The following is a 22,971-nucleotide window of genomic DNA, read 5'->3' on the forward strand; positions in this document are numbered from 1 at the left end:
TCCCCCGCCAAACCCCATCAACCCCACGCCGCGCCTCCCGCGGCGTCGCCTTTTCCATTGCCGATGAACGCCCCCGACAAGCACCTGCTCGATGCCCTGGAACCCCAGGAAATTGCCACCGTCGCCCTGCTGGAGAAGTACGCCAAGGGTGAGGAACAGAACATCGCCCAGGTGCAGGCGCGTGTCGCCCGGGCACTCGCTTCGATCGAGGCCGAGGACGCCCGTTCGGCGCGCGAAGCCGAGTTCCTGTGGGCGATGCAGCGCGGCTTCGTGCCCGCCGGCCGCATCATGTCGGCCGCCGGCACCGACATCCAGGCGACGCTGATCAACTGCTTCGTGCAGCCGGTCGGCGACTCCATCACTGGCTACGAAGGCGACAAGCCCGGCATCTACACCGCCGTCACCGAAGCGGCGGAAACGATGCGCCGTGGCGGCGGCGTCGGCTACGACTTCAGCCGCATCCGCCCGCAGGGCGCGCTGGTGACGCAGACGCATTCGCGCGCCTCGGGCCCGGTGTCCTTCATGCGCGTCTTCGACGCCTCGTGCGAGACGGTCGAGTCGGCCGGTGCGCGCCGCGGCGCGCAGATGGGCGTGCTGCGCTGCGACCACCCCGACATCGAGGCCTTCATCCACGCCAAGGACAAGGGCGAGCTGCGCAACTTCAACATCAGCGTCGGTGTCACCGACGCGCTGGTGCAGGCGGTGATCGCCGACGGCGAGTTCGAACTCGTGCACGCTGCGCGTCCGCACGACGAACTGGTGGCTGCCGGCGCGCGCCAGCGCGAGGACGGCAAGTGGATCTACCGCAGCGTCAAGGCGCGCGAGGTCTGGGACCAGATCATGCGGTCGACCTACGACCACGCCGAGCCGGGCGTGCTGTTCATCGACCAGATGAACCGCGAGAACAACCTGCACTACTGCGAGACGATCGAGGCCACCAACCCCTGCGCCGAGGAGCCGCTGCCCGACTACGGCTGCTGCTGCCTGGGCTCGGTCGACCTCACGCGCCACGTCGTCGGCGCCTTCTCGGATGACGCGCACTTCGACTTCGAAGGTTTCGCCGCGGTCGTGCGCGTGGGCGTGCGCATGCTCGACAACGTGCTCGACGTCACCTATTGGCCGCTGCCGCAGCAGCACGCCGAAGCCGCCGCCAAGCGCCGCGTCGGCCTGGGTTTCCTGGGCCTGGGCAGCTCGCTGGTGATGCTGGGCATCCGCTACGACAGCGACGAAGGCCGCGCGCTCGCCGCCAAGATCGCCGAGACGATGCGCGACGCCTCCTACCTGGCCTCGGTCGACCTGGCCGTCGAACGCGGCGCCTTCCCCAAGCTGGAGAAGGCCAAGTACCTGAAGAGCGGTTTTGCCCAGCGCCTGCCGGAGGCGATCCGCAAGGCGATCCGCAAACACGGCATCCGCAACAGCCATCTGCTGGCGATCGCGCCCACCGGCACGATCTCGCTGGCTTTTGCCGACAACGCCAGCAACGGCATCGAACCGCCGTTCTCCTGGACCTACAACCGCAAGAAGCGCGAAGCCGACGGCGGCCACCGCATCTTCGAGGTCGCTGACCGCGCCTGGCGCCTGTTCCGCCACCTCGGCGGCGACGTGATGCAGTTGCCGCCGCAGTTCGTCACCGCGCTCGAGATGTCGGCCAACGACCACATGCGCATGCTCGAGGCGGTCCAGCCCTTCCTCGACACCTCGATCAGCAAGACCGTCAACGTTCCCGCCGACTACCCGTACGAGGACTTCCAGAACCTGTACCTGGACGCCTGGAAGGCGGGCCTGAAGGGCCTGGCGACCTATCGCCCGAACTCGGTGCTGGGCTCGGTGCTTTCGGTCAGCACGCCGGCCGCCGCGCCGGCTGCCCCGGCCTCGCCGCGCGAGGACGACCCGCTGACCAAACACGTCGGCCGCCCGGTGGGCCGCATCGCCAGCCTGACCGAGAAGGTCGAGATGTGGACGCAGGCGGGCAAACGGTCGATGTACGTCACCGTCGGCTTCCTGCCGGTGGACGGCGTCGTCGACGGCCAGAAGGTGACGATCGAGCGCCCGGTCGAGTTCCTGCTGCAAGGCGAGCAGGACCAGTGGCTGGACGGCGCGATGCGCCTGCTGTCGCTGGCCGCCCGTTCGGGCGCGTCGATCGAGAAGGCGCTGGAGAACCTGCGCGAGATCGCCTGGACCAACGGCGCGGTGCGCAGCGGCTTCCTGACGCGCGGCGACGGCACGACGATTCCGCGTTTCCACGACTCCGAGGTCGCGGCGCTGGCCTATGCGGTGCAGCAGCTGCTGTATGCGCGTGGCTTCCTCACCGCCTCGGGCGCCCAGGTGCCGGTGCGTGAACTGGGGCGCCGCCACGCTGCTGGTGCGGCCCCGGCGGCGGCACCGGCAGCGGCTCCGGCGGCGACGCCGGAAGTCGAGGCCAAACCCGCCACCGGCATGCAGTTCGCCGCCGGCACCGGCGCCAAGTGCCCGGAATGCGGCGCGCACGACATGCACCACATCGACGGCTGCACCAAGTGCACCAACTGCGGCCACATCGGCGCCTGCGGCTGACGCCGCCTGCGCGCTGAACACGGGGCCCGCCGCAAGGCGGGCTTTTTCGTTTCAGGCGTGCTGCGGCAGACGGAAACGCGAGACCACGCCGACGAGCTGCTGCGCCTGGATGCGCAGGCTCTCGGCCGCCGCCGCGCTCTCTTCCACCAGCGCGGCGTTCTGCTGCGTCACGGTGTCCATCTGGCCGACGGCGTCACCGACCTGCGACACGCCGTCGCTCTGCTCGGCGCTGGCGGCGCTGATCGCCTCGACGACGCTGCTGACGCGGCCGATGGCCTGCACCAGTTCGTGCATCGTCTGGCCGACACGCTCGGCCTGCACCGCGCCCTGCTCGACGCGTTCGACGCTCTGGCCGATCAGCGTGCGGATCTGGCGCGCCGACTCGGCGCTGCGCTGCGCCAGCGTGCGCACCTCGGCGGCGACGACTGCGAAACCGCGGCCGGCCTCGCCGGCACGCGCCGACTCGACCGCAGCGTTGAGCGCCAGGATGTTGGTCTGGAACGCGATCGCGTCGATGACGCCGACGATCTCGGCCACCTGACGCGACGCGGTGCTGATGCTCTTCATCGACGCCAGCATCTCGTCGACGGCGCTGCCGCCCTGGCTCGCGACCTTGGCTGCGCCATGCGCCAGCGTGTTCGCCTCGCGGGCGTTCTCGGCGTTCTGGCGCACGGTCGCACCGAGCTGCTCCATCGTCGCCGCGGTCTGCTGCAGCGCACCGGCCTGTTCCTCGGTGCGCTGGCTCAGGTCCTGGTTGCCGAGCGCGATCTGGGCGCTGGCCGTGGCCACGCTCTCGGCGTTGCCGCGCACGCCGCCGACGAGCTCGCGCAGGCTCTGCTGCATGCCGTCCAGCGCGCCCAGCAGCACGCCGAGCTCGTCGCGGCCACCGGCGGGCACCGCGCCCGCGAGGTCGCCGTCGGCCACACGTTCGGTCACTTGCAGCGCGGCGCGCAGCGGGCGCGTGACGCTCAGCGTGATCGCCCAGCCGAGTGCGCTGCCGCAGGCGATGGCCGCCAGCGCGACGATCATCATCACGATCTCGGCGCGCGAGATCGCGGCCGCGGTCGCCGCGGCACTGGCCTCCATGCGCTCGACCTCGTGTTCGACGAAGGCGTCCAGCGCCTTCAGGTAGGCCGCCTGCACCGGGCGCACGTCCTTCAGCAGCATGTCGCGCGCTTCGGCCGAGCGGTTGGCGACGGCCAGTTCCAGCGCCGCCTGCAGCTTGGGCTGGTAGGTGACGCGGCTGGCCTGCACCGCTTCGAGACGTTTGGCACTCTCGGCGTCGTGGTCGGCGGCCTGGAGCTTGTCCAGCAGGCCGGCGACCTGGCTCTCGCAGCCGCGGATGCGCTCGATCTCGGCCTGGATCTGTTTCGGGTCGTCCAGCAGCACGACGTTGCGCACGCCGCGCGCGACGACGTTGAGCTGGTCCTTGACGTCGCGCGCCATGCCCACGCTGTGCTGGCGCTGCTCGACCAGTTCCTGTACCTGTCCGCCGACACCCTGGAGCGCGCTGCGGCCGAACAGGGCCACCGCCGCCGTCGCCAACATCACGAGCGCGAAGCCGATGCCCAGCTTCATGCCGATGCGCAGATCGTTCCAGCTCTTCATCCCGAACCCCCGACACCGCGGCGACCCCGCACCACGACAGGCGATCGCGGGCGCTGCTGACGGGCTATCGACCCGCCGGGGCCGGTGTGAAGGGACAAGGCGCGACATGGCGCACGCTTGTCAGTCCCCGTGAGGACACCCGTCGAACGGAGCTTGCGCCGGCGTGAAGCACTGCACGCACCGTGGGCGGCACCGCCCTCGCCCTGCGCCGGGCGACACGCCGGCATTCAGCGCGCGCGAGCGGCGCCGCCCCTCGTCGTGCCGGATCCGGCTTGCGCCAGCGCAAGGCCCGCGCTGGGCGCGCGCCGGCTTTCTGTCCCCCGCACCACTGGGTATCCCTGTGGACAACCCGGGGGCGCGGCTCGCAAGTGCTTGCCACCCGGGGGTTTTCACTAGCTTGCTGCAGAAACAGGCAGCCTCGCGCAGGCCGTAGGATCGGTCCCACCCGCGGCCGCGAAATCGGCTGGCATCCGGGCTGCGGGCTGCGCGGCATCCTGTGTTCATGGCGGATGTCCGCCGCGACGAAAGGAAGTCATGAACAAGGACCAGGTCAAGGGAGCCGCCAAGGACATGGCCGGCAAGATCCAACGCAAGACGGGCGAAGCCATCGGCAGCGACGAGCAGCAGGCCAAGGGCCTGGCCAAGCAGGCCGAAGGCAAGACGCAGAAGAAGGCCGGCGACGTGCGCGAAGCCGTGCATGATCTGACGCGCAAGCCGTGACGCCGGCGCCACCCGCCTGCCACGTCCAACCCGCAGCCACCCCGGCGGCTGCGATCTCGGTCCTGGAGGTCGGTGGCGTCACCGTTCACATCGAAGGCCAGGGCGAACAAACCCTGGTCTTCGTCCATGGCTGGCCCGACAGCCATCAGGTCTGGGATTCGCAGGTCGCGGCGCTGTCGGCGTCGTGGCGGTGTTTGCGTTTCACGCTGCCCGGCTTCGCCCCCGGCGACGACGGCCGGGCGCGTTCACTCGACGAGATCGTCGCCACGCTGCTGGCGGTCGTGGATGCGGCCAGCCCCGGGCAACCGGTGGTGCTGGTGCTGCACGACTGGGGCTGCTTCTTCGGTTACCGCTTCGCCGAACGCCATGGCGACCGTGTGCGGGCGATCGTCGCGATCGACATCGGCGGCGACGCCGGTTCACGCGCCAACCGTGCCGAGATGGGCTGGCGTGGCCAGGCGGGCGCGCTCGCCTACCAGCTGACGCTGGCGCTGGCCTGGCGCCTCGGCGGGCGCGCCGGCGACGCGGTCGCACGTGCGCTTGCCGGTGCGTTCCGGGCGCCGGCAGCCGGCGAGACCCGGGCCGCGATGGGCTGGCCGTACGCGGTGCAGTGGTTCGGCGCGGCCGGCGGCTTCGGCCGGCCGCGAGTGTTCCTGCCGCAGTGCCCGATGCTGTACGTCTACGGCACGCGCAAACCATTCATGTTCCATTCCCGGCGCTGGCTGGAGCGGCTGCAGGCCAGCCCGGGCTGCGGCGTGCTCGCGCTGGACGCGGGCCACTGGGTGATGATCCAGCAAGGCCCGGCCTTGAACGCCGCGATCGCCGGCTGGCTAGACGCCCAGCGCCCTCAGCCGGCCGCCATGGCGGCGCGCGCATAAGCCGCCGCCGCGCCGCGCTCACCAGATCGCCAGGCCCTTGCTCAGCACGCGCTGCACCCAACTGCGCGACGCGGTGTCGGCGACACCGCCACGGCCCACTGCCTCCAGGCGTGCGTCGACGATGTCGGCCGAGGCGACGACGTTGCCGGCCTTGATGTCTTCCGGGTTCACGACACCCGAGAAACGCAGCGTCGTCACGCCTTCGTTGTAGGCGATGCTGCGCTCGCCGGCGACGACCAGGTGGCCGTTGGGCAGCACGTTGATGACCGAGGCGGCGATGCGGCCGGTGAAGCGGTTGCTGTTCTCGGTGGTGCCCTTGCCGACAAAGGAGTCGCTGCCGCTGGCTTCGGCGTCCAGGTTCAGGATGCTCTTGAGCGCGCCGCGCACGTTGTTCGAATCGGTGCCCGGGCCCTTGGTCGCGATCTTGTTCTCGCGGCTGGTGTCGGTGGCAACCTTCTGGTTGGCCGACAGCTTCTCGTCGATCTGCACCTTCAGCGTGTCGCCGATCGCACGCGGGCGCTTCTCGCCCGAGAACATCGTCGCGATCGGCGCGTTGGGCTGGAACAGCGAGCCGGTCGGCGCGCGTTCGACGTAGGAAGGCGGCGCGACCGCGGTGACCGCGGTGGGAACCCGCAGCGTCGTCGTCGGCGTCTCGGCGCAGCCGGCCAGGAGTGCGGCGCAGCCGGCCAGCGGCCACAGGGTCTGGATGTTCATGACGGACCTCTTCGGATTTCGCGTTGGGGTTTGGGTTGGCGTCACTCGCCGGTCAGCAGCGCGGTGACCACCGGGGCGAGCTTGTCGCGTGTCGACGACCATTTGCCGGCTTCCAGCAGGCCTTCGAGGCGGTACTGGCTGGACGCCAGCGTGCGGCCCGACGAGGTCTGCAGCGTGAGTGCCGCCTGGCGCAGGTAGGGCTGGTATTCGTTGCCGAACAAAGTGGTATCCCAGGCGATCGCCGCGCTGTATTTCAGCCAGGCGCCGCAGGTTTCCAGCGGCGTGCCCGCCTCGTACACCCGGCTGTCGACGTCGTGTTTTTTCAGTTCGGCCTGCAGTGCCGGCACGAAATCGACGATATGGCCGTCCGGGCGATATTCGATGCACAATTTCGACAGCGTCATCGGTTCGTGGAAGACGGTATTGCTGGCCTGGCTCGGGCCGTACATCACGGCGTGGTGCGCAGCGCCCCCGGCGGCCTTGATCAGTTCGATCGCGGGCACCGGCGAGATGATCGAACAGCCCGGCAGCAGCGCCGCCGCCGCCAGCAACGCCAGCCCGCGGCGGCAGTCAGGCGACGTCATGGATGGCCTGCCCGATCGACAGCGCGCCCATCGCGGCGTAGCCGGCCACGGTGTTGAAGGCATCGCCGACGGTGTCGATGACATCGCCACCGGCGTCGGCGACCGCGCTGGCGGTGTCGGAGACGAAGTCGGTGACGCCGTCGACGGCGTCGACGACGGTTTCGCTGACGCTTTGGGCGGCACCTTCGACGGTGTCGACGACACTGCCCAGGGCCTGCTTGATGTCGCTGTAGGTGTCGCCGACACCGTCTTCGACCGCCTGTGCAGCACCGGCCAGCGTCTGGCCGACCGAGGAGACCGCGTCGACACCCTGGTCGACCCAGTCGTCGAGCGCGCTGAGCGCGCCGGAGCTGAACGAGCAGGTGCTATCGCAGACGCCACCGGCGGCATTCGCGGCACCGATCGCGGTGGCGACCACCGGGCCGAATGCCTTGGCGTTGCGTTCATAGGCACCGACCTCGGTGCGCGGGTTGATGTAAGCCGTAGCCAGGGATCCGATGCTGCTCATGGTCACTCCTTCCAAGTGCCGCCAGCTTAGGAATAGACGCCCCCGGGGAATTCCTCGAATAACACCCGCAAACCCTGCCATACCTTTTCTCGCGGGGTTTTCATGACGCTGCCGCCACGAGTTTCTACGGCGTATGTCGGAATATCACGCCGGGGTCTTTCCGGGTCTTTTTACGTCATCTTCCGGTGACGTATCGTCACGACAGTGCGCGCCCGCGGCGGGCACGGCCGGCGCATACTGCCGCATCACCCAGCAGGAGACGGCGCATCCGATGAGCGGAACACCGCCAGCCGCCGACGACCGCCCCGCCGCCCCGTCGACGCGGGCGCCCGGCGCGGACTCGCCGCGCTGGCCACCGCCGCCGGACGTGCCGTCCGCCCGTGCAGCCCCCCACAGCAGCCTCTTCGAAGACGCTCCGGTGGGCCTGCTGACGCTGCAGGCCGATGGCAGCGTCGACCGGGTCAACCGGCGCGCACTGCGCTTGCTGGGCCCAGGCGCCGGCTTCGGCCGCGACATCGTCTCGTTCGCGGCGCCGGCCGGCCGCTCCCGGCTGCGGGCGGCGCTGGAAGCGGCGGCGACGGCCGAAGCCAGCACCCTGGACCTCGAGTTCCACACCCCCTGCGGCACCGGCAGCCGGCAGCTGATGCTGGCGCTGCGGCGCGACCCGGCCGACGCCGGCCGGCTGCTGGCCGCGCTGGTCGACGTCGACGAGCGTCACCGGGCCGAGCGGGAACTGCGGCAGCTGCACGACCGGCTGCAGTGCTGCCAGCGCGCCGCCGGCGCCGGCGCCTGGAGCTGCGACGGCCCCGCCAGCGCGCTCTGGCTGTCCGACGGCGCCCGCGATCTGCTCGGCGACCTGGCCGACGCGGCCACGCTCGTGCAGCTGTGCGCCGGCTTCAGCGAGCGCGACGAGCGCGAGAACGCGCGGCGTTCGCTCGAGGCGGCACGGAACGCGGGCGCCGGTTTCGTGTTCGACGCCCGCGTGCGCGGCAGCGACGGCGCCCGCCGCTGGCTGCGTTTCATCGCCGCGCCGCAGCCGGGCGGCGCCGGGCTGCTGGGCTGCGTGCAGGACGTCGAGGCCCAGGTGCAGGCCGAGCAGCTGCGGCTGGCGCAGGCGCGCGCGGAAGTCGCCGAACGCGAAGGTGCGACGCTGCATGCCCGCTGCCGCGACGTGCGCACCGCCCTGCAGGCGATGCTCGGTTACGCCCACCTGCTGGCGCGCGACCCGGCGCTGAGCGCTTCGGCTACGGCCGCCGCACGCGTCGCCCGGGTCGAGGCTGCGGCGCGTGAACTGCTGGAGATCGTCAAGGAGAGCGCTGCCCCGGCACCGGCGGCGGGCGGCGCCGGTGTGCCGCGGCACATCCTTTACATCGAGGACAACGCGGTCAACGCCGAGCTGATGATCGGGCTGCTGGAAGCGCGGGCGCCGCTGCACGTCGAGGTGGCGGCCTCCGGTCGGCGCGGCCTGGACCGGGCGCTGGAGTTGCTGCCGGACCTGGTGCTGGTGGACCTGCAGCTGCCCGACCTGCCGGGCCTGGAGCTGCTGCGGCGCCTGAAGACCGACCCGCGCACCGCCGGCCTCACCTGCCTGGCGGTGTCGGCGGAAGCCGGCAGCGCGGAGGCGGCGGCGGCGCGGGCCGCGGGGGCCAGCGCCTTCCTCGCCAAGCCGCTCGACGTCGACGCGCTGCTGGCGGCGGTCGACCGCTTCGTGCCCGGGCTGGAGGTCGTCGCCGGCTAGTTGCGCGCGCCGACACGCAGCATCAGCCGCAGGTATTCGAGTTCGGCGTGCATCTTCTGCAGTTCGTCGCGCAGTTCGACCAGCGCGGCGAGCGCCGTGCGGGCCGAGGCGGGGACCTGCGACGCGGTGGTACCGGGTTGGGGCGTGTCCATGGGGCCATGTTCGGGCCGCCCGGCGGCGCCGCAAACCCCGTGCCCTGGGGGCCGCGCCCCCGCATTCAGGTCAGGCGCCGGCGGTCTGCCGCGCCAGCCCGTTGGCGATCACCAGCCCGATCCAGACGCGGTCGATACGGTTCCAGCTCACCTCACCACGCAGAGCAAAACGAACAGCACGATCCACAGGAAATCGACGAATGAACCTGCCCTGCCCTGTACCACTACGCCTCAGCGCTCGCGCACCAGCACGATGCGCGTGATCTCCGACGGCGCCCCCAGCCGCAGCGGCGGCCCCCAGTAGCCGGTGCCGCGGCTGACGTAGACCCGCAGCCGGCCGACACGCTGCAGCCCGGCGGTGATCGGCTGCTGCAGCGGCACCAGCAGCCCCCAGGGCCAGATCTGGCCGCCGTGGGTGTGGCCCGAGAGCTGGACGTCGAAGCCCGCCTCGGCCGCCGCCGCCGCACTGCGCGGCTGGTGCGCGAGCAGCAGCCGCAGCGCCGCCGGCGGCGCACCGGCCAGCGCCTGCTTCGGGTCGCTGCGCCGCCCCGGCTCGACATGCGCGGCGCTGAAGTCGTCGACACCGGCGACGACGACGGTCGCGCCCTCGTGCTCGACGACGCGGTGTTCGTCCTGCAGCGGCACGAAGCCCAGCCGGCGCCATTCGGCGACCCAGGGCGCGGCGCCGCTGTAGAACTCGTGGTTGCCGGTGACGGCGAAGACGCCGTGGCGCGAGCGCAGGCCGGCCAACGGCGCGAGGTCGGCACGCAGGTCCTCGACCCGCCCGTCGACCAGGTCGCCGGTCAGCGCCACCAGATCGACGGGCCGGCTGTTGGCGCGTTCGACGACGGCCTGGACCCAGCCGCGCTTGATGGTCGGGCCGACGTGCAGGTCGCTGATCTGCAGCACCGTGAAGCCCTCCAGCGCCGCTGCCAGCCCGGGCACCGGCAGCCGCACTTCAAGCAGCGCCGGCGTCGCGCGCGCGTTGCGCAGCGCCAGCAACGTCAGCAGCGGCGCCAGCGCCAGCACGGCGAACGCGCTGCCGCGAGCATGCGGCGCCCAGCCCAGCAGCCAGGCGGCCAGCAGCCCGAACTCGCGCAGCAGCACCAGCGCCACCACCAGCCCGAAGTGGCCGAGCGCGATGTACCCGGCCCAGGACCAGCGGTCGGCCACCTCGGGCCGCGTGCCGCGCCGGCCGTAGAAAGCCATCGGGATCAGCACCCAGGAGCAGAGTGCCGCCAGCACGACGGCCGCAGCACCGGCCAGCGGCAGCGGCGCGGCCAGCCGCCACGCGAGCAGCGCGTGCAGCAGGCCGAGCACCCAGACGATTCGCACCGGCCGCATCAGGCGCCGGTGCCGCGGGCGGCGGGACTCAGAACAGGCCGGCCGCAGCCGCGGCGTCGACGAGGCGGCGCGCGAGCGCGTCGAGCTGCGCGCCGGCGTCGCCGGAATCGCCGCCACCGGCACGTGCGGTCCACTGCAGCCGGCCGCTGGCGACGTCGCTGATGCGCGCCTCGGCGCCGTAGAGCACCGCGGCACCGCCGCCGAGAGAGCCCACAGGCAGCGACACGCCGACACCGACGCCGCTGCCGCCACCCCCGATGCGAAAACCGCCGAGCCCGATCGACATCCCGCTCGACGAAGGTTCGGCCGGTGCCGCCGAGACGCTGCCGATCCAGACCGCCTGCGCGCCTTCGCGGCGCGCGAGTTCCACGTAGCGTGCGTCGTCGCGCGGCCCTGCGGCCGGCGGCGGCGGCGCCTCGGGCGCGGACACGACGCGGGCCCCGAGCGCCGTCAGCTCGGCGGCAAAACGTTCGACGCACAGCCGCACGAGCACGGTTTCGGCGGCTTCGCAAGCGACGAGCACGCGCGCGCCGGCGAGCGGCCGGGCGGTCTCGGGTGCGCGCCACTGGGCGTCGACACCACGCGGTGTCGAGCTGCAGCCCGCAAGCAAGGCCACGGCCAGCGCCGTGGGCCCGGCAGACCGTGACAGGAAGGACTTGGACATCGGCATCGGGCTCGTGGACAGGCCTGCAGCCTAGCCGCTGGCGGCCGGCGCGTCGAACGCGGGCACGAGTGCCCTTGCCCCGCGTCCGGCGTCGGCGGCGACACGCGCCTCGCAGCCGGTGCGCACCAGTGCGACGCAGGCACCGCCGAAACCGCCGCCGGTCAGGCGCGCGCCGAAGACGTCCGGGTGCGCCTGCAGCCGCGCGACCAGCGCGTCGACCTCGGGTGTCGAGACTTCGTAGTCGTCGCGCTGGCTGGCATGCGAGGCGTTCATCAGCCGGCCGAAGACACGCGGATCGTGTGTCGCCGCGGCCTGGATGACGCGCGCGTTCTCGCTGACGACGTGGCGCACCCGCCGCGGCAGCGGCGGCGGCAGCGCGGCGGCGCGCGTGGCGTCGTCCAGGTCGCGCAGCGAGGCCAGGCCGAGCGCATGCGCCGCCGCCTCGCATTCGGCGCGGCGGATGTTGTAGCCGCTGGCGGCGAGCGTGCGCACGACGCCCGAGTCCAGCACCAGCAGCGCGCTGCCCGGCGGCAGCCCGACCAGGTGGCGCTCGCCGCTGCGCACGTCCAGCAGCAGCGCCCGGTCTTCGCCGGCCAGGCTGGAGGCCATCTGGTCGAGGATGCCGCAGTTGACGCCGGCGTATTCGATCTCGGCGCGCTGGCCCAGGCGCGCGATCTCGACGTCGTCGAGCGCGGCGCCGGTGAGCGTGCGCAGCGCACGCAGCGTCGCCACCTCCAGGGCCGCGCTCGAGGACAGGCCGATGCCGATCGGCACCTCGGAATGCACCAGGATGGCCAGCGCCGCCGGCAGCACGACGCCGGCGCCCTGCGCCTGCATCAGGCAGCCATAGACGTAGCGCGCGAAGTCCTCGTCGGGTGCACGCCCGAGAACGAAGCGCACGGTGCGGCCGTGGGCGTCGCTGTGCAGCGCGAAATCGCGTTCGACCGAGGGCCGCAGCGCGACCGCGGTGCGCTGCGGGATCGCCACCGGCAGCACGAAACCTTCGTTGTAGTCGGTGTGTTCGCCCAGCAGGTTGACGCGTCCGGGCGCCGACGCGACGGCTTCGGCCGGCACACCGAACTCGGCGAGGAAACGATCGTGCGTGAAGGCCTCGAGCTCGGCGGCGTTCATGTCAGCAGCACCTCGACACGCTGCAGTTCGGCCGCGGTGGCCTCGGGCAGCGCGTCCATCGCGAACCAGCCCGCCGCCAGCTCGGTGCCGGCCAGGTATTTGAGGCGCTCGCGCGAGCGGTAGGCCGGCCAGATCTCGGCGTGCAGATGCCAGGGCGCCTGCGGCCGGCCGTCGCAGGGCGCCTGGTACCAGGCCATCAGATAGGGCATGGGCCGCTGCCACAGGCCGTCGAGTTTGAGCAGCGTGGTCTTCAGCGCGCGCGCCAGGTCGGCGCGCACCGGCCCGGACAAGGCGGCGAAGTCCGCCACCGGCGCGATCGGCGCGACCCAGCACTCGTACGGGTAGCGCGCGCACACCGGCACGAAGGCGACCGCGTGTTCGCCGGCGTAGAGCATGCGATTGCCCTCGCCGCGTTCAGCGGCGATCAAGTCCTGCAGCGCAGTGCGCCCGGTGGCGGCGTGGTGGCGGCTGGCGTGTTCGTCCAGGCGCGCCGGCAGCGGCGGCAACGTCGGGTAGGCGTAGATCTGGCCGTGCGGGTGGTGCAGCGTGACGCCGACTTCCGAGCCGCGGTTCTCGAACGGCAGCACCCAGGCGATGTCGCCGCGTGCCGCCAGCCGCGTGCTGCGGTCGCCCCAGACCTCGAGCAGCAGCTCCAGGCGCGCCAGCGGCAGCGCGCCCAGCGCCGTCGCCGGGTCCTGCGTGAAGACCACCACCTCGCAGGCGCCCTGCGCCGGCGCGGTCTCGACGATCGCCGCCGGCGGCGGCTGCAGCGGGCCGCCGAGCGAGGGAAAGCGGTTCTCGAACACCGCGATCTCCCAGTCGCCCGCCGGCAGCTCGGTCGGCGCCGCCGGGTCGCGGGTCGGTGCCAGCGGGTTGTATTCGGGCGGCGGCAGGAAGGTGCGGTCCTGGCGGAAGGCGGCGTAGCTGATCCACTCGCCGCGCAGCGGGTGCCAGCGCAGGTGGGCGGCGGCGGCCAGCGGGTCGGCGAACGGGCTGGGCACGCTGGCCGGCGGCGTCGGCGCGTGGTGGCCGTACAGCGTCAAGCGCCGGCCGTCGGGTTTCAGCAGATCGAGGGCCTGCATTCAGACCCCGCCGACGATGTGGGTGCGCGACTCGCGTGTCGCACGCGCGATGTCTTCGAGCGGGATCTTGGGCTCGCGTGCCGCCGTCAGCAGGCCGTTGGCTTCCTGGAAGGTGTCGGCGAACTGCGTGTAGCAGAAGCCCGAGAACAGCGCGGTGTGGATCACCGTGTGCAGCAGGTCGCTGTATAGCGTGGTGAACTGGGCCTCGTCGCGCGCCGCCGAGTAGCCCCAGGTGGCGCCGCCCTCGGGCTGCTTGACGAAGGCGATGCCGCCGAACTCGGTGAGCATGATCGGCTGGCCACGGTGCGGGTAGCCGTCCAGCGTCAGGATGCGCCCGCCCGGGCGGCGCCGGTCGAACAGCTGCTCGGGCTTGATCTCGGCGCCGTAGCGCTGGCGCAGGTGCTCGCAGCTGGCGTCGTAGTCGTGGATGCCGATGATGTCGGTGGCGCTGCTTTCCCAGCCGTCGTTGCCGATCACCGGGCGCGTGGCGTCCAGCGTGCGTGTCAGGTGGTACAGCGCCTCGACCGCATGGCGCTGGGTGCGCACGGCGGTCAGCTCGGGCACGCCCCAGCTCTCGTTGAACGGCACCCAGACGATGACGCAGGGGTGGCTGTAGTCGCGCTCGATGGCATCGGTCCACTCGCGCACCGTGCGCCGGATCGCGCCGCGCGTGAAGCGGTAGGCCGAGGGCATCTCCTCCCAGACCAGCAGGCCCAGGCGGTCGGCCCAGTAGAGGTAGCGCGGGTCCTCGATCTTCTGGTGCTTGCGCACGCCGTTGAAACCCATGGCCTTGGCGAGTTCGACGTCGCGGCGTAGCGCGTCGTCGTCGGGCGAGGTCATCAGCGTCTCGGGCCAGTAGCCCTGGTCCAGCACCATGCGCAGCGTGTAGGGGCGGCCGTTGAGCATGAAGCGGTCGCGCAGGATGGTCACCGAGCGCAGCGCGGTGTACGAGCCGACCTCCTCCTGCAGCACGTCGCCGCGCAGCAGCCGCACCCGGGCCTCGATCAGCGTCGGCCGCTCGGGGCACCACAGCAGCTCGTTGCGGAAGTCGTCGATGCCGGGGTCGGACAGCACGATGAAACGGTCGGCCTCGCCGTCGACGATCAGGTAGCGGTCGCGCGCGAGCACGCGGCCGGCAGCGCTCAGTTCGACCTCGGCCCAGACCTCGCCGCTGCGATCGCCGCCGACGCGGATTTCCAGCCCGATCGCGAAGTTCTCGACCTGCGGCGTCCAGCGGATGCGGTCGACGAAGGTGGCGGGCAGGCGCTCGAACCACACCGTCTGCCAGATGCCGCTGGTGCGCGGATACCAGATCGCGTGCGGCGCCAGCTGCCAGTCCTGCTTGCCGCGCGGCTTGGCGAGGTCCGAGGGGTCGTCGTCGACCCGCACGACGACGACCTGGTGGCCGGACTCGTCGAGCAGCCCGCTGATGTCGGCCCAGAACGGCGTGTGGCCGCCTTCGTGCGTCACCGCCAGCCGGCCGTTGACCCAGACGCGCGCGGCGTAGTCGACGGCGCCGAAACGCAACACCACACGCTCCGGGCCGGGCCTGCATTCGAACTCGCGCCGGTACCAGCACACCGGGTGGAAGCCGGTGTCGCCGATGCCGCTGGCGCGCGCTTCGGGCGCGAACGGCACCTCGATCTGGAGCGGCCAGTCTTCGACGTCCTCGGGGCAGTGCCAGCGGCCCTCGTCGTCGAAGCAGAACTGCCAGCGGCCGTCGAGCGAGGTCCAGTCGTCGCGCACCAGCTGCGGACGCGGGTAGGCATGCATGCAGGTCCCCCGGCCGGCGGGTGCGCCGGCCATCACCGCTGCGGGCAACACGCGTGCCCTGCCCCGCGCCGGGCCGCACCATCAGCCGAGCGCGGCCCCCAGCCGGGCGACCAGGGCGCGCAGCGCGGCTTCGGCGGCCAGCGCCGCGCCCGGCGTCGAGCCCACGCGCTCCGGGTCGCGTGCGCCCTGCTCCAGCGCCGCCAGTTGTGCGACCAGGTCCACCGCGCCGATCGTCGCGCCCGCGCCGCGCAGCGAATGCGCCGCCTCGCGGCAGGCCTCGGCGTCGCCGGCCGCAGCCGCGGCGCGCAGCGCTGTCGAGCCCTCGCCGTAGGTCTGCACAAACAGGCGCAGCATGCGTTCCAGCATCGCTGTGTTGCCGCCCAGCCGCGCCAGCGTGGCCTCGAGGTCCAGCCCCGGCACCCGCAGCAGCGCCGCCGGCAGGCGCTTGTCGCCGCCGCGCGGCGCCGGCGGCGCGGGTCCGGCAGTGGCCGGCGGCGGCTCGCCGGCTGCCGCCGGCAGCCAGTGCAGCAGCGTCGCGTACAGCCGTTCGGGGCTCACCGGCTTGGCGACGTGGTCGTTCATGCCGGCGGCCAGGCACAGCTCGCGGTCCTCGTCGAAGGCGTTGGCGGTCATCGCCACCACCGGCAGCGCCGGGCCCAGGCGGCGGCGGATCTCGCGGGTCGCGGCAAAACCGTCCAGGCCCGGCATCTGCAGGTCCATCAGCACCAGCGCATGGCCGCCGGCCAGCGCCATCTGCAGCGCCTGCTCGCCGTCGGTTGCGGTGTCGACGACGAGGCCGACCGAACGCAGCAGTTCTTCGGCCACCTCCTGGTTGACCGGGTTGTCCTCGGCCAGCAGCACACGCTGGCCGGCGTGGCGCGCGCGCAGCCGCTGCTCGGCGTCGCCGGGTTCCGGCCGCGGCGCGTCCTGCGGCGCCGGGCGCCGGCTCACCAGGCGCATCACGGTGTCCAGCAGAGCCGAAGGCGTCACCGGCTTGGCCAGCACCGCGGCGCAGCCGGCTTCGGCGGCGAGCGCACCGATGCGCGGATCGTCGGAGGCGGTGACCAGCACCGTCGGCGGCATCGCCGGCCCGAGCAGCGCGGCCAGGCGGCGCGTGGTCTGCAGCCCGTCCAGCGGCGCCATCAACCAGTCGACGAGTGCGACGTCGTAGCGACGGCCCTCGGCCAGCCGGCGGCGCGCGAGTTCCAGCGCTGCTTCGCCGCCGTCGGCGGTGTCGACGTGCATGCCCAGGCGCGCCAGCCGGTCGGCAATCACCGCACGCGCCTCGTCCAGGTCGTCGACGAGCAAGGCGCTCAGGCCGACGAGCGTGAGCGGCCCGCTGCCGCCGGGGGCGGTGTCTTCGTCGGGCCGTTCCGTGCTGCCCCGGCCCAGGCGGGCGCTGAACCAGAAACAGCTGCCCTCGCCGGGCCTGCTGCTGACACCGACCTCGCCGCCCATCAGCTCGGCGATGTGGCGCGTCAGCGCCAGCCCGAGACCGGTGCCGCCGTGGCGCCGCGTGCTCGAGGTGTCGGCCTGCTCGAAGGCGTGGAACAGCCGCGCCTGGCGCTGCGGCGCTATGCCTTCGCCGGTGTCGCGGACCTCGAAACGCACCAGCAGCCGCGCCTCGTCCTCCTCCAGCAGCTCGCAGCGCAGGCGCACCCAGCCCTGCTCGGTGAACTTGATCGCGTTGGACAACAGGTTGATCAGCGCCTGCGACAAACGCGTCGGGTCGCCGCGCAGCCGCGGCGGCACGCGCTCGGTGTCCAGCACCAGCTCCAGCCCCTTGTGGCGCGCCCGTTCGCCGACGAGCTGGAAGCAGCGCGCCAGCAGTTCCTCGAGCGAGAACTCGGTGTCCTCGAGCACCATCTTGCCGGCCTCGATCTTGGAGACGTCGAGGATGTCGTTGATCACCTGCAGCAGGTGTTCGCCGGCGCCGCCGATCTTGGCCAGGCGGTCGAGCTGGTGCGCGTCGACGATTTCGCGCCCGAGCAGGTGCGTGAGGCCCAGGATCGCGTTCATCGGCGTGCGGATCTCGTGGCTCATGTTGGCCAGGAACGAACTTTTCGCGCGGTTGGCGGCCTCGGCCTGCTGCGCCCGGTGCGCCAGCTCGGCCTGCATCGCGGCGATCTCGCGGCCACGCTGGCGGCGCTCGCTGTCGTCGATGATGGTCACACGCGTCGTCGTGCCGCCGGCCGGATCGGCGACGCGGTCGGCGGCCACCAGCACCGGCAGCGGCGCGCCGTCGGCGCGCAGCAGCTCGCATTCGACGCCGCGGCGCCGCGCCGGCCCCCCTGACAGCCCGAGAAGGTCGCCGTGCAGCACGGCGCAGCCCGGCGCGACGAAGTCCAGCAGCGCACGCCCCACCATGGCGTCGCGCGCATGGCCCAGCATCGCCAGCGCGGTGGCGTTGACGGTGGCGATGACACCGGCCGCATCGAGCGAGAAATAGCCGCAGGGCGCACGGTCGTAGAGGTCGGCGATGGCTTCGGCGCGCTGCTCGAGCGCGGCGTTGGCGGCCTCGAGTTCGGCGGTGCGGCGGGCCACCAGCGCCTCCAGCTCCTCCTGCTGGCGCTCCAGCGCGCGCTGCGCCGCCTTCTGCACGCGGATGTCGGCGGCCATGCCGACCAGGTGCGGCACGCCGCCGATCTCGACGCTGGCGCCGGAAAACACGACGTCGACGAGGCTGCCGTCGCGTGCGCGCCAGCAGACCTGGGCCTGCGCGGCGCCGTCGGCGAGCACGCGGGCGATCACCGTCTCGCGTTCGCCCTCGTCGACCCAGATGCCCAGTTCGCGGCTGCCGCGGCCGAAGAGCTCGTCGCGGCGCCAGCCGAGCATCGCCTCGTAGGCCGGGTTGACGTCGACGAACCGCCGGTCGTCCAGGCCGGTGATCGCGATCGCGACCGGGCTGTTGCGGAACACGCGCTCGAAACGGTCGGTGCTCTCGCGCAGCGCCGCGGCCGAGGCGATGCGCACCGTGATGTCCTCGGTCGAGATGATCACGCCGCCGATCGCGCCGGCCCCGTCGCGCCAGGGCACGACCGACCACGACAGCCACAGCCGAGGGCCGTCGGTGCGCGGCCATTCCTCGGCTTCGCTGGTGATCGTCTCACCGCCGAGCGCGCGCCGGTGGACCTCGCGCCACTTCAGCAGCAGGTCCGGGAACACCTCGTAATGCGAGCGTCCGACGATGTCGGGCCCGACGCCGAAGTCGCGCCGCCAGCGGGCGCTCGCCGCCAGGTAGTGCATCTCACGGTCGAACAACCCGATGCTGTGCGGCGCGTGCTCGACGAAGGCGGTGAGCAGCGCGCTCGCCTGGCGCAGGCGCTGTTCGGCGTGGCGCCGCAGCGAGACGTCGCGCAGCACGCCGAGCATGCCGATCGTGCGCCCGTCCTCGCCGACCAGGCGCACGGCGTCGGTCTCGGCCCAGAACTCGCTGCCGTCACGGCGCCGGTAGCGCATCTCGAAGGTCGCACCCGCCGCCGGACGGTCGGGCGGCAGGCGCTCTTCGGCCAGCACTTCGTAGTCGCGCGCGTCAGCGTAGAGGAACTGCGTGCTGCGGCCGATGGCCTCTTCGGGTGTGTAGCCGAACTGGGTCGTGAAGGCGCGGTTGACGAGGCGGATGCGGCGCTCGTCGTCGGCCAGGATGACGATGTCGTTCATGCTCTGCACGATCAGGCGCAGGCTGGCCTGGCTGTCGCTGAGCGCCGACGCGGCGCTGGCGCTGGCACGTTCGGCGCCCTCCAGCCGCTGGCGCAGCGCCACGATCTCGGTGATCTCGGGCTCGGCGGCCGGGCCGCCTTCGCCACCCAGCGTCGCGAGCCCGCGCGCGAGCGAGCGGCTGGCACGCGCGCCGCCCAGCAGCCCGGTGAAGACCGCCGCCGCCAGCGCCGCGAGCAGCCACCAGGCGGCGGCCAGCAGGGTCTCGCGTTCGTGGACCCGGGGCAGGTCCAGCACCAGGGTCCAGGGCGCCAGCCGTGAGCGCGCCGAGACGCTCGGGACGTCCGGGATCGAAGGCGCGGCCTGCGCCGGCAGGGGTGCACCACGTCGCGCCAGCACCCGCTGGTCGCGGTCGAGCAGCGTCAGCGCCGCGCCGGCGGGAAGCTGTGTCGCCGCGAACCAGGACTCGAGCTCCTGCGGCTCCAGCGTCGACCACAGCAGCAGCCGGGCGCCGGGTCGCTGCAGCGGCAGCGGCAGCACGATGGTCACCACCTGGCGCTCCGACACGGGGCCGTAGCGGCTCTCGCCGACGACGGCCCGGCCGCTGTCGAGGGCACGCCGCGCGAGCGCGATGCCGTCGGCCTGCAGCGGCGGCAAGGCGCTGCCCAGTGGTCGGCGCGTGTTCAGCCGCATGTGGCCGTCGCGATCGGACACCGCGAGATGACCACCGAGCGCGCGGCGGAAGGACAGCATCTGCGCGTAGAACGCGGCGTCGCCGCCCGCGGCCGGTGACTGCGCCAGCACCGTCAAGGCCCCGACGCGCAGCGCCAGCTGCTGGTCGATGGTGGCCGAAGTCGCCGCGAGCAGGGCCTCGGCCTGCTGCTGGTGCTGCTGGCCCTGCTGCCGGATGCCCTGGGCGCCGAGCCAGACGGCCAGCAGCAGCGTCGGCAGCATGCACCACCAGATCAGTCGGCGCAGATAGGCATGCAGCGGCACTTCCCGGGGCGAGCCGGCCGGCGTCATGGCAACTCCGGCAAGGCTGCGCACCCGGCGGTGGAATCGATCGACTGCAGCCCGAGCATCGGCACGCGGTTCACTGGCAATCGCCGTTCCGCGGCACAGCTCCGTGAGCGTCGGGCCGGCCCCAGGCCGCAGAAGCAGGCATCAGCGCCGGGCGCCCCGACGGCGACCAGACCGGCTGAAGTGCGGCACGCAACAGTTGCACCCTCGGGCGCAACCATCTGAATCAGGGATGACGAGAAACAAAGCCCCCATGGCAGTATGGATTCGAGCCACGGAGGAAACACTTTTGCATGGGCCTCACGCCGCGACACGCTTTATTGCTCGACTGATCGCCATCGCTGCTGTCGCGTCGACCCTCGCCGTCGGGGCGCGGGCGCAAGGCTTCGAAGCCCGGCTGCAGGCGCTGGGCAATGCAGTGGACGACTACCTCGTGGCCACCGGAGCCGAGCCGGTGCCGACGGCCACGCGCAAGCTGCTGTGGCTGTGGCTCGACGGCGACAAGCTGCCGGACGCCCTGGTCGTGCTGCGTACCCGGCGTGACGAGTGCGCCGTCGTCGCCACCGGGCCGCGGCCCTGCCGTGCGCTGGTGCTCGCGGCGGAGCCAGGCGGCGGCTACCGGGTGGCCGCCGAGTTCACGCTGCGCACCCAGCCCGTGGCGCTGCGCCGCGAAGGCGCTGCCGTGCGCGGGCTCTACTACAGCCGCGACACCGGCGCCCATGCGCTCTACGGCCAATACCGTTACGACGGCCGCAACTTCGGGCGTGTGGACGGTGAGCTCGACGAGGCTGGCGTGAACGCGCTGCCGGTGCTGCTTGCCGACGACCGCAGCATGTCGGCCTGGGACGACCAGTCGTATGCCGCGCGCCAGTTCCCCAACGACCGGGCGCGGCTGGCGCCGTTCCGGCTGCATTACGACGAGCAGGCCTTCGCCGCGTTCCGCCGCGACGACGAGGTCGAAGACGCGCGCTACGGCGAGCGCGTGCGCGCCCTGACCGACGCGCTCGTGCCCGATGCCCAGACGCTTGCCGAGGCCCTGCCCTGGCCGCACACGCTGGAGATGCGCCTGTGGGCCTGCGGCGACTGGATGGTGCCGCGGCGCTTTTGGGAGGTCGAGGACCGGCGGCTGGGACGGCTCGGCACCTGCGTCGACGGCGCCATCTTCGCCGTGCGGCAGCGCCTGGTCGCCAGCGGCACGCCGCTGGTCGACCTCGTGCGCCTGCCGCTGCTGCAGCAGGCCGGCATCGCCTGGCGGCTGCGCGTCGCGGCCGACTCGCCGCAGAACCGCGCGCAGCTGCGCGCCGCCGACGCCGCCACGCTGCTGTTCCAGGGCTCGGTGGCGGCCACGCTGCTCGGGCACCAGCTCCGGCTGCTGCCGCTGGAGCGGGCCGCCGGCGCGATCACCACCCTGCGCCAGGGCGCCGAGCGCTGGTTCGAGGTGGTGGAGTCGGGGCGCGAGCACTTCGTCAGCCCCACGCCCGAGCTCAGAGCGTACAGCCAGGACCTCGACGTGCTCGCGGCGGCGCATCAGTGCGCCCGGCGCACGCTCGGCCAGCCACCGGCCAGGGGCCTGGGGCCGGCCTGTGACGGTGCCCGGCTGGAAACCGCGCGCCGCGTCGCGTCGCTGCTGCAGGAGGACATGTCCCGATGATGATGACCCGCCACGCCGCCGCCCTGGCGCTGTCCGCCGCCTGGCTGCACGCCGGCGCGGTCGAACTCACCGGCACGCCTTACACGGTGCTCTACCGGGGCCTCGTCGCCGCACCCGCGGCGGCGGCGCCCGGGCGGCAGATCCCCGCATGGCCCTACAACCGCGCCCAGCCGCCGGCACCCGCAGCCGCCACTGGCGCGCCGCTGCGGCTGGTGGATGTGCAGACCCGGCGCGACATCGCGCGCGCCAGTTACGACGCCCGACTCGGCGGCTACCTGTTCCAGTTGCCGCTGGTCGGCGTGGATGCAGCCGCGCCACCCTGCCTGGCCATCGTCGACATGCGCCAGCAGGCCCTGAGCGTGCGTGCGGCCGAACCCGGCGACGCCGGGTTCGCCTTCCGCAACCCGGCCTGGGAGCGGGAGATCGGCAGAGCCGGCGAACAGATCTCGCTGCGCGGCGAGCGCGAGCGCGTCGAAGCCCAGATCCGGGACGCCGACAACGAACTCGGCCAGCACGAGAAGGACTTCGGCGCGGCCGTCATGGCCGGACAGGCGGCCTGCCCGGTTCCGCCTGCGCGGCCAGGCCCGCCGCGCCCGGCGGCCGCGCTCGAGCCGGCAGAGCTGCCGGCCGTCGCCGGCGCGCTCTGCGCGCTGCACTGGGAGCGCGAGGTCGCAGCCCGCGTGGACCTGGGCCCGCTGTTCACCGACGCCGGCGCCGCCGCCGACTGGCGCGGCCGCGGCGAGGCGCGGCCGCTGGCCGAGTCCATGCCGGGCCTGCGCCTGGCCATCGTTGCTGCCGATGCCGCCCTGGTACGGGAGGCCGCGGCCAAAGGGCGCACCTTCCTCGAACACGCCGACGGCCTGCGCGTCTTCGGCCGCGTCCAGGCCGCCTGCCGCAACGAGGTCGGGCGTCAGGCCCAGGAAGCACGCAGCCGCTGGCTCGCCGAGGTCGATGCCGCAGCGCGCCATCCGCAGCGCGAACAGCAGCGCTGCGAGGACGCACGCGCCCGCGTCACGCAGTTGCGCGCCGCCCGCATCCAGGGGCCGCAGTACCTGGCCGCCCTGGACCGGCGCCTGGCAGCGCTGGCCAACCCGCCGGCGGCCGGCGACCCCATCCCGCTCGACCGGGAAACCTGCCGCTGATTCTCCAACCGAGGACTTCCATGCTCCCGCGACACCTCCGCCAAACCCGTGC

General features: G+C 72.7%; 17 protein-coding genes. 6 read left to right on the plus strand and 11 right to left on the minus strand.

All coding sequences use genetic code 11. The annotated features are described in order from the left end of the window. Positions 1 to 63 precede the first annotated feature (63 nt). Positions 64 to 2,553 (plus strand): adenosylcobalamin-dependent ribonucleoside-diphosphate reductase, encoded by a 2,490-nt coding sequence (locus CKO43_RS09950; protein WP_200231891.1) that lies wholly within the window; start codon positions 64 to 66, stop codon positions 2,551 to 2,553. Between the two features lie 51 nt (positions 2,554 to 2,604). On the opposite strand, the gene CKO43_RS09955 is transcribed toward CKO43_RS09950, so the two are convergent. Then, on the minus strand, positions 2,605 to 4,161 hold the full coding sequence (locus tag CKO43_RS09955) for a methyl-accepting chemotaxis protein (protein ID WP_200231892.1): 1,557 nt from the start codon (positions 4,159 to 4,161) through the stop codon (positions 2,605 to 2,607). Positions 4,162 to 4,695: 534 nt separating this feature from the next. Here CKO43_RS09955 and CKO43_RS09960 point away from each other — a divergent pair. Then, on the plus strand, positions 4,696 to 4,881 hold the full coding sequence (locus CKO43_RS09960) for a CsbD family protein (protein ID WP_200231893.1): 186 nt from the start codon (positions 4,696 to 4,698) through the stop codon (positions 4,879 to 4,881). Further along, positions 4,878 to 5,759 (plus strand): alpha/beta fold hydrolase, encoded by an 882-nt coding sequence (locus CKO43_RS09965; protein WP_346728237.1) that lies wholly within the window; start codon positions 4,878 to 4,880, stop codon positions 5,757 to 5,759. Before CKO43_RS09960 ends, CKO43_RS09965 begins: the two co-directional genes overlap by 4 nt. 18 nt (positions 5,760 to 5,777) lie before the next feature. On the opposite strand, the gene CKO43_RS09970 is transcribed toward CKO43_RS09965, so the two are convergent. From CKO43_RS09970 to CKO43_RS09980, 3 genes are read right to left on the minus strand one after another with little or no spacing between them, the layout of a single operon-like run. After that, positions 5,778 to 6,473 carry a flagellar basal body L-ring protein FlgH gene (locus CKO43_RS09970; protein ID WP_200378541.1) on the minus strand — a complete coding sequence of 232 codons (696 nt, stop codon included), beginning with the start codon at positions 6,471 to 6,473 and terminating at the stop codon, positions 5,778 to 5,780. Between the two features lie 41 nt (positions 6,474 to 6,514). After that, positions 6,515 to 7,057, minus strand: a complete 543-nt coding sequence (locus CKO43_RS09975) for a cell division protein FtsI (RefSeq protein WP_242478167.1) — start codon at positions 7,055 to 7,057, stop codon at positions 6,515 to 6,517. Beyond that, complete coding sequence (locus CKO43_RS09980) at positions 7,044 to 7,565, minus strand: hypothetical protein (RefSeq protein WP_200231895.1); 522 nt, start codon at positions 7,563 to 7,565, stop codon at positions 7,044 to 7,046. The genes CKO43_RS09975 and CKO43_RS09980 overlap by 14 nt, the downstream gene beginning before the upstream one ends. 271 nt (positions 7,566 to 7,836) lie before the next feature. Here CKO43_RS09980 and CKO43_RS09985 point away from each other — a divergent pair, with 271 nt between their 5' ends. Further along, entirely contained in the window at positions 7,837 to 9,303 is a 1,467-nt protein-coding gene (locus CKO43_RS09985) for a response regulator (RefSeq protein WP_346728238.1), read from the plus strand. Here CKO43_RS09985 and CKO43_RS09990 read toward each other — a convergent pair. The 7 genes from CKO43_RS09990 to CKO43_RS10020 all read right to left on the minus strand — a co-directional run bounded on the left by CKO43_RS09990 (position 9,300) and on the right by CKO43_RS10020 (position 20,129). After that, positions 9,300 to 9,455 carry a hypothetical protein gene (locus tag CKO43_RS09990; RefSeq protein WP_200231897.1) on the minus strand — a complete coding sequence of 52 codons (156 nt, stop codon included), beginning with the start codon at positions 9,453 to 9,455 and terminating at the stop codon, positions 9,300 to 9,302. The genes CKO43_RS09985 and CKO43_RS09990 overlap by 4 nt on opposite strands. A 231-nt stretch (positions 9,456 to 9,686) precedes the next feature. Continuing rightward, a complete protein-coding gene (locus CKO43_RS09995; protein WP_200378543.1) occupies positions 9,687 to 10,799 on the minus strand; it encodes a metallophosphoesterase in 1,113 nt (370 codons plus the stop codon). A gap of 28 nt (positions 10,800 to 10,827) precedes the next feature. Continuing rightward, positions 10,828 to 11,463, minus strand: a complete 636-nt coding sequence (locus tag CKO43_RS10000) for a hypothetical protein (protein WP_200378544.1) — start codon at positions 11,461 to 11,463, stop codon at positions 10,828 to 10,830. A gap of 30 nt (positions 11,464 to 11,493) precedes the next feature. After that, the gene (galK, locus tag CKO43_RS10005; RefSeq protein WP_200231900.1) at positions 11,494 to 12,594 is read right to left on the minus strand and encodes a galactokinase; all 1,101 of its coding nucleotides are present in this window, start codon (positions 12,592 to 12,594) and stop codon (positions 11,494 to 11,496) included. After that, positions 12,591 to 13,676: a galactose-1-phosphate uridylyltransferase gene (gene galT / locus CKO43_RS10010; RefSeq protein WP_200378545.1), complete on the minus strand. Its 1,086-nt coding sequence runs from the start codon at positions 13,674 to 13,676 to the stop codon at positions 12,591 to 12,593. Before galT ends, galK begins: the two co-directional genes overlap by 4 nt. After that, the gene (locus tag CKO43_RS10015) at positions 13,677 to 15,449 is read right to left on the minus strand and encodes a glycoside hydrolase family 2 protein (protein WP_200378546.1); all 1,773 of its coding nucleotides are present in this window, start codon (positions 15,447 to 15,449) and stop codon (positions 13,677 to 13,679) included. It abuts the gene before it with no gap. 81 nt (positions 15,450 to 15,530) lie between these two features. After that, the gene (locus tag CKO43_RS10020; RefSeq protein ID WP_200378547.1) at positions 15,531 to 20,129 is read right to left on the minus strand and encodes a PAS domain-containing hybrid sensor histidine kinase/response regulator; all 4,599 of its coding nucleotides are present in this window, start codon (positions 20,127 to 20,129) and stop codon (positions 15,531 to 15,533) included. A 415-nt stretch (positions 20,130 to 20,544) separates the two neighbouring features. On the opposite strand from CKO43_RS10020, the gene CKO43_RS10025 reads away from it, so the two are divergent. After that, complete coding sequence (locus tag CKO43_RS10025) at positions 20,545 to 21,777, plus strand: hypothetical protein (protein WP_200231135.1); 1,233 nt, start codon at positions 20,545 to 20,547, stop codon at positions 21,775 to 21,777. Continuing rightward, positions 21,774 to 22,919 carry a hypothetical protein gene (locus CKO43_RS10030; RefSeq protein ID WP_200378548.1) on the plus strand — a complete coding sequence of 382 codons (1,146 nt, stop codon included), beginning with the start codon at positions 21,774 to 21,776 and terminating at the stop codon, positions 22,917 to 22,919. The genes CKO43_RS10025 and CKO43_RS10030 overlap by 4 nt, the downstream gene beginning before the upstream one ends. Positions 22,920 to 22,971: the final 52 nt, after the last annotated feature.

The organism is Rubrivivax gelatinosus, assembly GCF_016583785.1.
Taxonomy (GTDB): Bacteria; Pseudomonadota; Gammaproteobacteria; order Burkholderiales; family Burkholderiaceae_C; genus Rubrivivax; species Rubrivivax gelatinosus_B.